The sequence below is a fragment of the Prescottella agglutinans genome (assembly GCF_004011865.1).
In the GTDB taxonomy this organism is placed as follows: domain Bacteria; phylum Actinomycetota; class Actinomycetes; order Mycobacteriales; family Mycobacteriaceae; genus Prescottella; species Prescottella agglutinans.
This window is the reverse complement of the sequence record NZ_RKLP01000008.1, coordinates 88,919-102,938: the sequence shown is the minus strand read 5'-3', so window position 1 is coordinate 102,938 and position 14,020 is coordinate 88,919. Positions and strand designations below refer to the sequence as shown.

Below are 14,020 nucleotides of genomic sequence, written 5' to 3'. Positions count from 1 at the left end.
TTCGTGATCGGGTGGGGGTCTAGCGCGGGGGTACCGCGAGGCCGGAACGCAGGTGGTCGAAGGCCTCGTGGACGAGTTGTTCGGGGTTCGCGGCCGACGACCGACCGCTCATCCACAGGTCGAGCGATGCCTTGCACGCGGCGCCGACCACCACCTGCAGCAGACTCGGGTAGAGACCGGAGGCGCCGGTCCGCTCGGCGATGACCTCGTCGAGCATCGGCGTCAGCCGCAGATGCATCTCCATCTTCTTGGCCAGCAGCGTCGGGCTCGAGTCGATGACATCGGCGAGCGCCTTCATCTCCTCGAGTTGGCCGTCGGACTCGGTGGTTGCCCGCACGACGATGTACTCGAGCGAGTCGAGGATCGGCTCGTTGTCCGGGCGCTCACGCAGCCAGTCCGCCCACTCGAACACCTGGGCCTCGAGGTGGTGGAGGACCGCCTCTTCCTTGCAGGAGAAGTAGTTGTGGAACGTGCGCGTGGACACGCCCGCCTCGGAGGCGATCATGTCCGCGGTGACGAGCTCGATGCCCCGCTCCTTGGCGAGGCGGGCGGCGGCCTCGCTGAGCGCGATGCGCGTCGCCACCTTCTTCCGGTCCCGCAGACCGAGTGCTTCACTCACCCCTTCGAAAGTACCGAAGTTGCAGATCTCTGCAATGTTGCAGCCGAGTGCACTTTTGTGGATTCGCGCACACAAAGGACCGTTGGGTGATAGCCGTCACTCGCGGGCGGTGGCGGGCCTACGCTGATGCGATGGCCGACTGGGACGGCGAGCAGTACGCACGAGTGAGCGATCTGCAGCGGACGATGGCCACCCGCGCCCTGGCGGGCCTGGAGCTGCGGCCCACCGACCGACTGCTCGACGTCGGCTGCGGCGACGGCTACGTGACGCACCTGCTCGCCGCGCGGTTGACCGCCGGGTACGCGGTCGGCGTCGACGCGTCACCGCGGATGATCGCGAAGGCGGCGACCTCCGGGGCCGGCGGGCGGGTCTGGTTCCTGGTGGCCGATGCCCGCCACCTGCCGCTGCGGGGTCGGTTCGACGTCGTCGTCTCGTTCAACGCCCTGCACTGGGTACCCGAGCAGCGGCAGGCGCTCGCCGCCATCGCGGCCACGACCCGGCCGGGCGGGCGGGTGCTGGTCCAGGTGGTGTGCGCGGGCGAACGCCCGAGCGTCGAGGCCGTCGCGATGGACGTCGCCCGCTCGCCGCGCTGGGCCGACCGGTTCACCGGGTTCGACGCGCCGTTCGTCCACGTCGACCCGGACACCTACCCCGACCTCGCGGCATCGGCCGGGCTGACCGTGACCGACCTGTCCGTGCAGGATGTCAACTGGGACTTCGGAACCCGGGACGCGTTCACCGCATGGTGCACCGCCGGGTCGGGCGCCTGGACGGCACGCCTCTCCCCCGCCGACCGACCGCGCTTCGTCGACGACTGGGTGCGCACGTACGAGGAAGTCGCGGGGCGACCGGGGCTGTTCCGATACATGCAGATGCGGGCGGAACTCAGGCCGAGCGACGACCTCCGACCGTAAGCCCTCCGTCGACCGGGATGCACGCTCCGGTGACGAACGACGACGCCGGCGAGAGCAACCACGCGACCAGTTGGGCGACCTCCGACGCCTGCGCGAGACGCCCCATCGGCGTCATGCCCTGTCGCGCGAGTTTGCCTTCGTCCGTTGCGTTGTCGAGCAGCATCGGTGTCTCGACGAACCCCGGACACGTAGCGTTCACCCGAATCCCCGCGTTCGCGCCCTCCAGCGCGGCGGCCTTCGTCAGACCGACGGCACCGTGCTTGGAGGCGACATATGCGGCACCGTTGGGGACGCCGATCAACCCGGCCGCCGAGGCGTTGTTCACGATCGACGCCCCTGCTTCCAGATGCCGCAGCTCGTGCTTGAGGCACAGAAACATGCCCACCAGGTTGACGTCGACGAGAACACGGAAGTCTGCGACATCCGTTTCGGCGAGCGCAGTACCGAACGAGTACGCCCCCGCGGCCGCAATTCCAGCGTTGTTGAAAGCTCCGTCGAGACCACCGAAAGCCGACACCGCGTCGGAGATCATGCGCTCGACCTCCGCCTCGTCGGAGATGTCCGCGACGAGTGCGGCGGCTTGCCCGCCGGCGGCATCGATGTCGCCGGCGACCGTGGAGACTCGCTCGAAGTCACGATCGGCGACGACTACTCGTGCACCTCGGGCGCCCAACAGGATTGCGGTCTCGCGGCCGATCCCGGACGCCGCCCCTGTGACCAGGAACCTGCGCCCCGCGACGCCGTCCGAACCGTGCAGGATTCCCCCGTAAACCCCCTCGAACCGGCCTGAAGTCGAACCATCGATCTCCAGCCCGCTTGCAGCACTGTAACTTTCGCGCATGTCCGACATGACCGAAGGCTAACAAGACCTCCACCCCGATAGCTCATACCGGCGGAAAATTGGATTCCGATATGCGGAACACCCTCCCCCTCAGCACCTTCGAAGCCTACGAGAGCTGAGAAACCTTGAGTACGCGATGAGCGTCGGAAGACGCGGAAATAAGCTGTGCACCAACCGCTTCCAAATCGGTGGTCTGCATACGGTAGATGGGCATGCAGACCGACAGAGCCGCTATCGGCTTGCCGCGATCGTCCAGAACGGCCACCCCAACCCCGCCCACCTCCGCGCGAAAGCCCCCACGGTTCACCGCATACCCGGTCGACCTGACGTGCTGCAGTTCCTTGCGAACATCCGCAGGATCGGTCAGCGACCGCTCGGTGTACCGACGCAGCGGACCGGCGAGGACCCAGTCGATCGCGTCGTCGGGCAGGGCTGCCAGTTGCGCAAGCCCCGGCGACACGCAGTGCGCGGGTGATCTGCTGCCGAGCGTACTCACGGAGTGGACCGGCTTGGGCGAGACGAGCTGCTCGACATAGATGACATGCCGCCCCTGGAGCACGGTGAGATGAATCGTCTCCTGCGTCTCGTCGTGAAGCTCGGCCATGATGGGCCGCAACCTACTCCGAATATCCTGTCCGACTTGCAGACCCGGCGCGAGACTCAACAACCCCGGCCCGAGTCGATACCTCAATTCGTCGTCCTTCTCGACCCATCCACGCTCGACGAGCGTCTTCGCCAGGCGGAATGCCGTCGTCTTACCTACCCCCAGGCGGTCCGCCAGTTGCGTGACAGTGAGTCCGTTGTTCTCCGCCAGGAGCTCCAGAAGCGAGAGCGCCCGATTGACGGAGCCGAGCGTGTCCGATGCGCGCGATTCGACCATGGAATCACCATAACGGAACCAATCTCGGAAGATTCGTTTCGCTATGAGGAACACCCGTTGAGCATTCAGGAATCCACTGCCTATGGTGCAGATCACGTCACAGCCGTGACGGCCACTCGGTCAGGAGACAGCTTTGGAGAATTCCCAGGACAGTGCCCGCAGAAAGCAGGTTCGCTCTGCGGGGATTGCTTCGATCACCGGATGGGCGATGGATCTCTACGATCTGACGATCATCCTCTACCTCGCCCCTACAATCGGACCGCTTCTGTTCCCTGCACACAACGCAACGCTCCAATTGACGTTCGTCTACGCGTCGTTCGCAGTAACGCTCCTCTTCCGCCCCCTCGGTTCTGCGCTGTTCGGCGCCTATGCCGATCGCAACGGTCGCAAGCAGGCGATGATGTTCGCGATTCTGGGTGTCGGGTTGTCGACAGCATTCATGGGAGCGGTTCCGACGTACGCGACCATCGGATTCGCTGCGCCGATCCTCTTCCTCGCCTTGCGCGTCGTGCAGGGAGTGTTCGTCGGCGGCGTTGTCGCGTCGACGCACACACTCGGAACCGAAACTGTCGCAGCCGAACACCGTGGACTGATGTCGGGCCTGGTCGCCGGCGGCGGCGCCGGTGCCGGTGCCGTGGTCGCGTCGCTCGTGTACTTCATCGTTTCGGCCGTTGTCCCCAGCGAGGACTTCGCCGTGTACGGATGGCGCGTGATGTTCTTCACCGGCCTTCTGACTGCGGCGTTCAGCTTCTACATCTACCGACGCACCGAGGAATCGCCCTTGTGGCAGGGGAAATCGGCGGCGCCGACGGCCCGGAAGTCGCCCCTTCGAGTCATCTTCGGATCTCGCTACCGCAAGACGACGCTGCTCAACATCGCCCTCGCCGCAGGCGGAGCAACCGCGTACTACCTCACGGTTGGATTCTTCCCGACCTTCTTCGGCGCGAACCTGGGTATCGCCAAGACGACCTCGGCCATGATCCTGATCATCGCCAATGTGGGCGTCATCGCGGGCGGAGCCCTGGGCGGGCACCTCAGTGACCGAATCGGCCGGCGCGCGGTCTTCCTGTGGTTCGGCGTGCCCAACGTGGTGCTCCTCCCCCTGCTCTACCTGTGGCTCGCGTCGCTGAATTCGGGCTCGCTCGCACTGGTCACCGTCATCTCGACAGCGATGGCCGTCGTCGTCATGGCAGGCTCCGCGCCGGTGCTGATCTTCCTCAACGAGCGCTTCCCCACCGAGATTCGCGCGACGGGCACCGGGCTGAGCTGGAACATCGGCTTCGCGATCGGTGGAGTCATGCCCGCGATCGTGACGGCCGTCAGCCCGAGCGTCAGCGATATCCCCGTCCGACTTGCCATCGCCATCACGGTCGCCGCGGTTGTCTTCCTCGTGGCGGCACTGAGTGTGCGCGAGACCCGACATCTCGGCCTCGGCGAACAGGATGACGCCCAATCGTCCGAAGCCGCCGCGGTCGTGGCCGGCGACCGCGCCTGACACCCCCCGATTTCATCACCACCGTCACCTTCGAAGTGCAGGAGCACGAAATGCCCATCATCAACGTCAACCACGCCAGCCCACTGACTGCCGAGCAGATCGAGGCCCTGATGGAGGGCTTGACCGAGGTCTACACGTCGGTCACCAAGTCGAATCCCGCGGCCGTCCACGTGCTTGTCCAGCAGGTCCCCAAGGACCGCTGGGCCGTCGGAGGCGAAAGCCTGTCCAAGCGCCACACACAGTCTTGACGAGCACCGTTCTGCTGCACCAGGAAAGGACGGGATAGAACTCGTGGAACTCACCGCACCCCGCTCGGAACGACCGACCGTTGTGCTGCTGCACAGCCTCGGCACGGATCACCGCCTCTGGCGTCATCAAATCGATTTCCTGACAACGCATTACGATGTATCTGCGCCGGACAGCCGCGGACACGGCAAGTCGCCGCGGACGGGCGCGGTGAGCATCGACGCCTGGACCGACGACCTCCACGAAGTGATCGAGGCACACGGCCCCGTCCACCTGATCGGGTTGTCCATGGGAGGGCTGCAGGCCATCGCCGTTGCCGCGAAGCACCCCGAAATGGTCCGTAGCGTCACTATCGCCAACTCGTTCGCGCGACTCCCGATCGAGGTCGCCGACGCCCGCATCGACGGCTTCGCGGAGTCGATCACCCGCGCCGGCATGGCCGCCTTCGCAAAGGAATACCTCGACCAGACACTGACGCAACCACTCGACACCTCCGACTACGCGGCCCTCTACGACGCGATCTCCACGATGAGCGCCGACGCCTACCTCGCGTCCGCGACGGCGACGTTCCGCGCCGACGTCGTTCCCCTGCTGGGCGCGATCACCTGTCCCGCGCTCGTCGTCACAGGCGAACTCGACGCCAAGATTCCGAGCGAACGTACGGCCGAGATCGTCGGTGGCCTCGACCACGCGCGACACGAGGTCGTTCCCGGCGCCGGCCACCTGTCGTGCATCGAGAACCCCGCCCACTTCAACGCGGTGATCGCGTCGTTCCTCGCGCGTGTCGACGACCGCGCCACCATCGACTAGAAAGCATGCGCATGACCACAACGATCATCACCGGGGGCGCCAGCGGCATCGGCCGGGCCGTCGCCGACGAACTGCGCAACGACGGGCATCGCACGATCGTCATCGACATCGCACAACCGCCCGCAGAGGAGTTCGCCGACCTCTATGTCAGAGCCGACCTGAGCACCGATGAAGGTATTGCCACGGTTCTCGAATCCCTTGCCGGGCAAGAGGTGAACAACCTCGTCCACTGCGCCGCCATGGGACAGTGGTCGTCGTTCCGCGACACCCCCCGAGAGGTCTGGCAGCGAATCCTGCGTACGAACCTCGAGGGAACGATCGCCATCACCCAGGCGGTGGTACCGCTGATGCCGCGGGGATCGCGGATCGTGCTCTTCGCCTCCGGCACCGTCTTCAAGGGTCCTCGGAACCTCTTCGCGTACGTCGCGTCGAAGGCCGGTGTCATCGGCTTCGCCCGTTGCCTGGCAGACGAACTCGGCGACGACGAGATCACGGTCAACGTCGTCAGCCCGGGCATCACCGCCACGCCCATGATCACGGACATGGCCCACACCGAAGAGAGCAACATCGCCGGGCGCTCGATCAAGCGACGGGCCTACCCGGAGGACATCGTCGGTCCGGTGAAGTTCCTGCTCAGCCCAGGCGCAGCCTTCGTCACCGGTCAGACCCTCTGCGTCGACGGCGGCTCGGTCAAGAACTGACAGCCCCTGCACACTCGCGATCTTTGCCAGAGAACGGAAACCAACCATGTACGAAAAGAAGTCGCTCATCGCCGACGGGTTCCACACCACCTACATCGAGGCCGGTACGCCCGACAAGGACACGATCGTCCTCGTCCACGACGGCGGTTTCGGGTCCACCGCCGAACTGTGTTGGTCCGAGATGATCCCGCACCTCACCGATCGTTTCCACGTTCTCGCCCCTGACCTGCTCGGGTGGGGTGGCACGGACAAGGCCGTCTTCCTCGACCGGCCGCCGTACGCGCCCCGCGTCAAGCACATCGCGGCCTTCTGCCGGGAACTCGGCGTCGAGCGGGCGCACTTTGTCGGAGCCTCCTTCGGTGGATCGATGGTCATGCGCGCAGTCTCCGACCCGACCGACCCGTGGCCGGTCGACCGCGCGGTGAGCATCTCCGGCACGGGCGGGCCGTACCGGCTGCCCGAGGGCATCGCCGCCCTGGCCGACTACACGCCCAGCCTCGAGGATGCCGCCCGAATGACGGGTTACATGGTGCGCAGCCTGGACGGAATGGACGAGCACATCCGACAGCGGTTCGAGAACAGCCTCATTCCGGGGCACTGGGAAGCGATGACCGCGCCTCGACTGAGCAACCCGGCCGTCGAGCGAGGCCAGAACGCCGACCCGTTCCTCGAGCTCTGGGCAGGGACACAGATCCCCGTGCTTCTCATCGAGGGCACTCGGGACGAGCTCCTCGAATCGGGGTGGTCGAAGAAGCTTGCGGACCTCACCCCGAACGCCCACGCGGTCGAGATCGACTACGCGCACGAGCCCAACATCGACGCGCCGGCAGAGACCGCTAGCCTCATCGTCAACTTTCTCACTGGAGCTCTGGCATGACCCCCACGACACTCGCCGCGAACGAGGTGCACCCGCCCGAAGTCGCTCAGCACGGCCACTACGACGCTTGCCTGCCGATCGTCGAGGACGACGACTTCCTCGAGCAGGCGGTGCAGGACGCAGAGCTGCCGGCTCTGCTCGCCGCCCTGGCGCTGGTAAACGCCGACCCGTCGCTGCTTGCCGACGAACTCCGGCCGCCGCTGCCGCCGATGGACTCGGTGATCGCGCCACAAGGCGGGATGTCCGTCGAGGCCCAACAGCTCGCCCGCAAGGTCGCCGTCGACGCCCTCAAGGCCTTTCGTGATCGAGGCTCCGCCCCGGCGGCGCCGCCGTCCGAGGAATTCCTCGCACGCATCATGCGCTTCCTGACCAAGGACGCCAGCGACGACTACCTGCCACTGCTGCGCCACGAACTGGGCATCCCGAACGACTACGGCGCCCCGGCCTGGAAGAAGTCGGAGGTTGCCCCCGACATCGACTTCAGCGTCGCGATCATCGGCGCCGGAATCTCCGGGATGGCCGCCGCACACCGATTGCAACAGGCCGGGATCGACTACACGGTGTTCGAGAAGAACACCGAGGTCGGCGGAACCTGGTGGGAGAACGTCTACCCCGGGTGCCGACTCGACACCCCGAACTTCGCCTACAGCTACTCGTTCGCACAGAAAGCTGATTGGCCGCAGCAGTTTTCGGTCCGCGACGAGATCGAGAACTACCTGCAGGACGTGGCGACCAACTTCGACCTGCGACCCAACATCGAATTCGGGACCGAAGTGACTTCGATGTCGTTCGACGACGGCAGCGGAACCTGGACCGTCACCACCGAGTCGGTGGACGGCACTCGCCGAACCCGGCAGGTGAATGCGGTCATTACCGCTGTCGGACAGCTCAATCGGCCGAACATCCCGGAGATCGCCGGACTCGACTCCTACGCCGGACGCTGGTTCCACTCGTCGCAGTGGGACACATCGGTGGATCTGAGTGGGTTGCGGGTGGCAGTGGTCGGTACCGGCGCGAGCGCGTACCAGATCGTTCCGTCGATCGCGGGCACGGTGGCGCACCTGAGTGTCTTCCAGCGCAACGCACCGTGGATGCTTCCCACACCCACCTTGCGGATATCCCCGCCGGCATGGCCTGGCTGCTGCGTCACGTCCCGCACTACGGCCGGTGGTTTCGCTTCTGGCAGTTCTGGATTGCCGCCGAAGGACGTCTGCCGTTCGTCGAGGCCGATCCGGAGTGGACGGAGAAGGAGAGCACCTCGGCGAAGAATGCGGAGCTACGACGGCAGCTGCTGGCTCATCTCGGCAGGCAGCTCGAGGGTCATCCCGACCTGCTGGAGAAGATGACTCCCACCTACCCGCCGGGTGCCAAGCGGATGCTCCGCGACAACGGTGCGTGGAGCGCAACCCTCATGCAATCGCATGTCGATCTCGTCACCGACGGCATCGAGGCCATCACCCCGACGGGGATCCGCACTGCCGACGGCGTCCTGCACGAGGTCGACGTCATTGTCTTCGCAACCGGATTCCGCGCTTCCGACTACCTGGAACCGATCACCATCACCGGACGCGACGGTAAGAACCTCCACGAGTGGTGGGCCGGCGACGCCAAGGCCTACATGGGTGTCACGGTCCCGTCCTTCCCGAACCTCTTCATGCTCATGGGGCCCAACACCGGCGTCGTCGTCAACGGCAGCTCCTTGTACATGGCCGAGTGCGCAGCCGAATACACAGTCGAGTGTCTCGGTGAACTCCTGCGTGCGCGAAAGAAGACCATCGAGCCGCATGTCGACGCGATGGAAGAATTCTGCGCACGGGTGGACGCGGGAAATCGCCTCCGCGCGTGGGGCATCGCCGACGTCCATACCTGGTACCGCAACCGATTCGGCCGTGCCACCCAGGTCTGGCCGTTCTCGCTGCTCGAGTTCTACCAGCGGACGAGGACCCCCGACATGTCCGCATTCGACCTCACGGGCGAGTTCCGATGACCACGGCGAACGTGAGCAGCGCAGACGAGACGACCGCCCTGCTGACCGGTCCGATGCCGGCCACGTTGCGCGTGGAATCCCGCGAGCAGGTTTCCGCCGAGGTCGTGGCGCTGACGCTGGCCGATCCTCGCGGCCAGCGCCTTGCACCATGGACACCCGGGTCGCACATCGATCTGATCCTGCCCAACGGGATGTCGCGCCAATACTCTCTCTGCGGGGATCGCTGGGACACCTACCGGTACCGGATCGCTGTTCTGAACGAGGCGAACGGACGCGGTGGATCGCGGTGGATTCACGAGAACCTCCGCGAGGGTGACGTGCTCGGCTTCGGTGGACCGAGGAATCAATTCCCCTTGGTTCCCGCAGACCGCTACGTGTTCATCGCCGGCGGCATCGGCATTACGCCGATGATCCCGATGATCGAGCAGGCGGTGCGGACCGAGCGGCCGTGGCGCCTGGTGTACGGCGGCCGGAGTCGGCAGTCGATGGCATTCCTCGACGACCTCGAAAGGTTCGGCGACCACGTGCACTGTGCGCCGCAGGACGAGGTCGGTCTGCTCGATCTCGACGTGGCCCTGGCCGATGTGGAACCGGGAACCAAGGTGTACTGCTGCGGGCCGACGGGATTGCTGGAGGCAGTCGAAGCTGCCTGCCGGCACCTGCCGCCGTACACACTGCACACCGAGCGGTTCACGGCATCGGCAGCAGAATCGTCACAGGATCGACCGTTCACACTCCGACTCCTGCGATCGGGCACCGACATCGACGTCCCGCCCGGGGTAACCGCTCTCGACGCACTCGCCGACGCGGGAATCGGAATCCTCTCGTCCTGCCGCCAGGGAACGTGCGGAACCTGCGAGGTCACCGTGGTCGACGGAGTGCCCGATCACCGCGACAGCGTGCTCAGCGAAGTAGACCGACAAGCGGGCGACTGCATGATCTCGTGCGTCTCGCGAGCGCAGACCGAGCGCCTCGTCCTCGACTTGTAACCACAGTAGATCGGACCATGTGATGCCAGCACAGCTTGCACCCGTTACAGAACTGGGTATCGACCCCTACGCGCTCGAGCACCTCCTCGACCGATCACGGGTACAGCAGGAGATCCGGGAGACAGCGCCGGTCGTCTACCTCAACGCCTACGGCGTCTACGCAACCGGACGCTACGACACGATCCGGGAGGTGTTCGCCGACTGGCCCCACTACCAGGTGGGCGCCGGGGTGGGCCTCTCCAACTTTCACACCGAGGTGCCCTGGCGCCCGAAGGCGAATCCGACGGAGACCGATCCTCCCGAGCACGACGCTCCCCGAAGGGTGCTCACCGACGTCCTCGGCATGAGGGCGCTGCGGCGGCTGCGGGAGCACTGGACCACGGAGGCCGAAGAGGTCGTCGATCGGGTTCTCGCGCGCGGCCCGGAGATCGACGCCATGACGGACCTGGCTTCCGCCTTTCCGCTGAAGGTCTTCCCCGACGCCGTCGGTCTTCCCCCCGAGAACCGGGACAACCTCCTCGCATACGGCGATCTGGTCTTCAACGCCTTCGGCCCGCAGAACGAGCACTTCCATCGCGGGGCCGCGCGGCTGTCCGAGCTGTCGCAATGGGTCACCACTCTGTGCCAGCGCGAGAGTCTGAGCCCCGACGGATTCGGTGCCCGGATCTGGGAGGCATCCGACCGCGGAGAACTCACGGCGGACCAGGCCCCACTCGTCGTTCGCTCCCTCCTGTCGGCCGGCATCGACACGACCGTCCACGGTGTCGCCGCGATCCTGCACGCCTTCGCCACCCATCCCGAGGAGTGGCAGCGGTTGCGTAGTGATCCCCAACTGGTTCGACGAGCGTTCGACGAGGCCGTCCGCTGGGCGTCACCTCTCCAGTTCGTCTTCCACACGACATCGGAGGCCGTCGAACTCGAAGGCGTCGAACTCGGAAAGCACAGCAAGATCATGCTCGCGATCGGCGCGGGCAACCGGGACCCACGTCGATGGGACGACGGGGACCGTTTCACGCTCACCCGCGACCCGTCCGGACACGTCGGCTTCGGGATGGGCCTTCACCAGTGCGTCGGCCAGCACGTCGCCCGGCTCGAAGCGGAAGCGCTGCTGACCGTCCTGGTCGACAAGGTCAAGTCGATCGAACTGGCCGGCATCCCCGAGAGAGGGGTGAACAACACCCTGCAAACGTGGACGACGCTCCCGGTACGGCTCTCCGTCTGATCCACGGACCATCCCCGCGTCGACCGCGGCTCCGGGCCGGGCAGCGCTGGAGTACCCCATTCCCGCCCCTGCACGGAGCCGCGGGATGGTCCGTGTCGATGTGCCCCGCAGCGCCGGCCGATCGGGCTAGCGCCGCCGCCACGCCCCCGGATCGGCGGTCAGTTCGCCGACGAACTCCGGCAACGCCCCGGCGGCGATGTCGGCGACGGTGACGCCTTCGAGGACCGAGCGAAGGTTGACCCGGACCGCGATCCACACCCGTTGCAGCGATTCGGCCGGGCCCTCGTAGGTCACGTCCTCGGGTCGCTCGCCCCGCACCGACGCGAGCGGGCCCTCCACGGTGCGGATGACGTCGGCGACGGTGATCTCGTCGGCGGGACGGGTGAGCCAGTAGCCGCCGTCGGGCCCTCGCCTACTGCTCACGAGGCCGCCACGGCGCAGGTCGGCGAGGACGGATTCGAGGAACTTGTACGGAATCGACTGCGCGCTCGACAGTGCGTCGGCCTTGACGGGGCCGGGGCCCGCGGCCGCCAGTTCGACCAGCGCACGCACCGCACAATCGACCCGTGCCGTGATGTGCACGCTGCCCCCTCACCGAATCCGTCGAAGTCTCGTGATGACGTTACCCACCGCGCCCTCGATGGTGACCCCGGTCACTCCGCCGAGTAGATTCTCGGTCAGGTGCCTCGATCGCCTGGAGGAGACATGTGGGAGACCCTCACCGCAGCGTGGGGATCGCTGCTCGAACCGCTCGGTGACCCGGTCACCCTGGCGATACCGGCGTTCGTCGTGTTCCTCGGGCTGGAGTGGCTCGCGGCCCGCAAGCTCGAGGAGGCCGACGTCCGCGACGGCCGCGCCTTCCCCCCGACCGCCGGCTACGAGTTCCGGGACGCGCGCGCGTCGATCTCGATGGGGCTGGTGTCGATCGCGACCACCGCGTTCTGGAAGTTCCTGGCGCTGATCGGCTACTCGGCGATCTGGGTCTACGCGGCGCCGTGGCACCTGCCCGCGAACGCCTGGTACACGTGGGTGATCCTGCTGGTCGGCATCGACCTGCTGTACTACACGTATCACCGCATGGCGCACCGGATCCGACTGATCTGGGCCACGCACCAGGCGCATCATTCGAGCGAGTACTTCAACTTCGCGACCGCCCTGCGGCAGAAGTGGAACAACAGCGGCGAGATCCTGATGTGGATTCCGTTGCCGCTGATCGGCATTCCACCGTGGATGATCTTCGTGGGCTTCTCGGTGAGCCTGGTGTACCAGTTCTTCGTGCACACCGAACGGGTCGGGAAGCTGCCGCGGCCGGTCGAGTTCGTGTTCAACACCCCGTCGCACCACCGCGTGCACCACGGGTGCGATCCCGAGTACCTGGACCGCAACTACGGCGGCATCCTCATCGTGTGGGACCGACTGTTCGGCACCTTCCGACCCGAGAAGCAACGCCCCACCTACGGGTTGACGAAACCGGTCGGCACCTACGACATCTGGAAGCTGCAGACACACGAGTACGCCTCGATCGGCCGTGACGTCCGCGCCGCGACCTCGTGGCGCGAACGTCTCGGCTACGTGTTCGGGCCGCCCGGGTGGACGCCGTCAGGCGCGGGCCAGGCTCACCAGGAAGTCGACCGTGCCGTGGTCGTCGACGGTCACGAATCCCAGTGACGGCGGCGTGATTCCGAAGTCGGACCACGTCACCGGAACATTGCCCGACGCGACGAGCGCGTCCCCGGAATGCAGCACCTTCACGTCGGCGGTCACCGGGCGGGTCTGATCCTTGAGCGTGAGCGTCCCCGTCACCGGCACCGTCGCGGCGGTGCCGTCGGCGGGCAGCGCGGCGAGGTCGACCGGAGCGGCGAGCGCGAACGTGGCCGTGGGATACGCGGCGGCGTCCATGACGTTGCCGCGGAACTGGCCGTCGCGGCGCGAGTTGTCGGTGGCGATGTCGGCGACCTGCACCACCACCTCGGCCGCGGTCATCTTCTGATCCGAGATGCTGACGGCGCCGGTGACCTGGTCGGTGGTCCCCACGACGGTGACCCGCGCGCCGTTGAGGATCTCGGACACCGTGTACCCGGCCGCGGTCGAGTTGGCGCTCTCCCCCGCCCCGACGAGCCACTGGCCGTCGACCGGACCTGAGGCGGCCTGCGCCCCCTCGGTGGAAACGGAGGCGGCCGGGGCGTCGTCCTCGGCGATGAACTCGCCGTAGATCCACGGTCCCGCGAGCACGGCCGCAAGCAGCACCACGACGACCGCACCACCGACGAGCCACCATTTCTTCACCGGCACAGCGTATGAGCACGCCGGGCCTGGCGCCACAGCTACGCCGCCGACCGGTGTGGTCTCGTATTCGGAATCGCGCACCTTTGCCGCATCGAAATCACCCGTCGAATCATCCGTCTACTCCGGAATCGGAGCACTCCGGACATGCTTCAC

16 protein-coding genes are annotated in these 14,020 nt (G+C 66.4%); 11 read left to right on the top strand and 5 right to left on the bottom strand.

Translation table 11 applies throughout. The annotated features are described in order from the left end of the window. Positions 1-19 precede the first annotated feature (19 nt). Entirely contained in the window at positions 20-619 is a 600-nt protein-coding gene (locus EGT67_RS16090; RefSeq protein ID WP_127917091.1) for a TetR/AcrR family transcriptional regulator, read from the bottom strand. 131 nt (positions 620-750) lie between these two features. On the opposite strand from EGT67_RS16090, the gene EGT67_RS16085 reads away from it, so the two are divergent. Beyond that, positions 751-1,533 carry a class I SAM-dependent methyltransferase gene (locus EGT67_RS16085; protein ID WP_127917090.1) on the top strand — a complete coding sequence of 261 codons (783 nt, stop codon included), beginning with the start codon at positions 751-753 and terminating at the stop codon, positions 1,531-1,533. On the opposite strand, the gene EGT67_RS16080 is transcribed toward EGT67_RS16085, so the two are convergent. Both EGT67_RS16080 and EGT67_RS16075 read right to left on the bottom strand, forming a co-directional pair. Beyond that, a complete protein-coding gene (locus tag EGT67_RS16080) occupies positions 1,505-2,383 on the bottom strand; it encodes an SDR family NAD(P)-dependent oxidoreductase (protein ID WP_241566062.1) in 879 nt (292 codons plus the stop codon). The genes EGT67_RS16085 and EGT67_RS16080 overlap by 29 nt on opposite strands. 97 nt (positions 2,384-2,480) lie before the next feature. Then, the gene (locus EGT67_RS16075) at positions 2,481-3,254 is read right to left on the bottom strand and encodes an IclR family transcriptional regulator (protein ID WP_127917089.1); all 774 of its coding nucleotides are present in this window, start codon (positions 3,252-3,254) and stop codon (positions 2,481-2,483) included. Positions 3,255-3,387: 133 nt separating this feature from the next. On the opposite strand from EGT67_RS16075, the gene EGT67_RS16070 reads away from it, so the two are divergent. Genes EGT67_RS16070 through EGT67_RS16035 form a run of 9 tightly spaced genes read left to right on the top strand, consistent with a single transcriptional unit; the run spans position 3,388 to position 11,581 of the window. Then, positions 3,388-4,749 (top strand): MFS transporter, encoded by a 1,362-nt coding sequence (locus EGT67_RS16070; protein WP_338324862.1) that lies wholly within the window; start codon positions 3,388-3,390, stop codon positions 4,747-4,749. A gap of 50 nt (positions 4,750-4,799) precedes the next feature. Then, complete coding sequence (locus tag EGT67_RS16065) at positions 4,800-4,997, top strand: tautomerase family protein (RefSeq protein WP_127917087.1); 198 nt, start codon at positions 4,800-4,802, stop codon at positions 4,995-4,997. A 43-nt stretch (positions 4,998-5,040) separates the two neighbouring features. Continuing rightward, complete coding sequence (locus tag EGT67_RS16060) at positions 5,041-5,805, top strand: alpha/beta fold hydrolase (RefSeq protein ID WP_164877585.1); 765 nt, start codon at positions 5,041-5,043, stop codon at positions 5,803-5,805. An 11-nt stretch (positions 5,806-5,816) separates the two neighbouring features. Then, entirely contained in the window at positions 5,817-6,506 is a 690-nt protein-coding gene (locus EGT67_RS16055) for an SDR family NAD(P)-dependent oxidoreductase (RefSeq protein WP_164877584.1), read from the top strand. Positions 6,507-6,552: 46 nt separating this feature from the next. After that, positions 6,553-7,383, top strand: a complete 831-nt coding sequence (locus EGT67_RS16050) for an alpha/beta fold hydrolase (RefSeq protein WP_127917084.1) — start codon at positions 6,553-6,555, stop codon at positions 7,381-7,383. Next, a complete protein-coding gene (locus EGT67_RS16045) occupies positions 7,380-8,729 on the top strand; it encodes a flavin-containing monooxygenase (protein ID WP_206612412.1) in 1,350 nt (449 codons plus the stop codon). Before EGT67_RS16050 ends, EGT67_RS16045 begins: the two co-directional genes overlap by 4 nt. Continuing rightward, positions 8,726-9,370: an NAD(P)/FAD-dependent oxidoreductase gene (locus EGT67_RS25215; RefSeq protein ID WP_206612411.1), complete on the top strand. Its 645-nt coding sequence runs from the start codon at positions 8,726-8,728 to the stop codon at positions 9,368-9,370. Before EGT67_RS16045 ends, EGT67_RS25215 begins: the two co-directional genes overlap by 4 nt. Continuing rightward, the gene (locus EGT67_RS16040) at positions 9,367-10,359 is read left to right on the top strand and encodes a PDR/VanB family oxidoreductase (protein ID WP_421958139.1); all 993 of its coding nucleotides are present in this window, start codon (positions 9,367-9,369) and stop codon (positions 10,357-10,359) included. The genes EGT67_RS25215 and EGT67_RS16040 overlap by 4 nt, the downstream gene beginning before the upstream one ends. A gap of 22 nt (positions 10,360-10,381) precedes the next feature. Then, positions 10,382-11,581, top strand: coding sequence for a cytochrome P450 (locus EGT67_RS16035; RefSeq protein ID WP_127917083.1), 1,200 nt, complete (start codon positions 10,382-10,384; stop codon positions 11,579-11,581). Between the two features lie 126 nt (positions 11,582-11,707). On the opposite strand, the gene EGT67_RS16030 is transcribed toward EGT67_RS16035, so the two are convergent. Further along, a complete protein-coding gene (locus EGT67_RS16030) occupies positions 11,708-12,163 on the bottom strand; it encodes an RrF2 family transcriptional regulator (protein WP_127917082.1) in 456 nt (151 codons plus the stop codon). A gap of 123 nt (positions 12,164-12,286) precedes the next feature. Between EGT67_RS16030 and EGT67_RS16025 the strand changes: the two genes are divergently transcribed. Beyond that, the gene (locus EGT67_RS16025; RefSeq protein WP_127917081.1) at positions 12,287-13,249 is read left to right on the top strand and encodes a sterol desaturase family protein; all 963 of its coding nucleotides are present in this window, start codon (positions 12,287-12,289) and stop codon (positions 13,247-13,249) included. Here EGT67_RS16025 and EGT67_RS16020 read toward each other — a convergent pair. After that, the gene (locus EGT67_RS16020) at positions 13,181-13,867 is read right to left on the bottom strand and encodes a YceI family protein (protein WP_127917080.1); all 687 of its coding nucleotides are present in this window, start codon (positions 13,865-13,867) and stop codon (positions 13,181-13,183) included. The genes EGT67_RS16025 and EGT67_RS16020 overlap by 69 nt on opposite strands. Between the last annotated feature and the right edge of the window lie 153 nt (positions 13,868-14,020).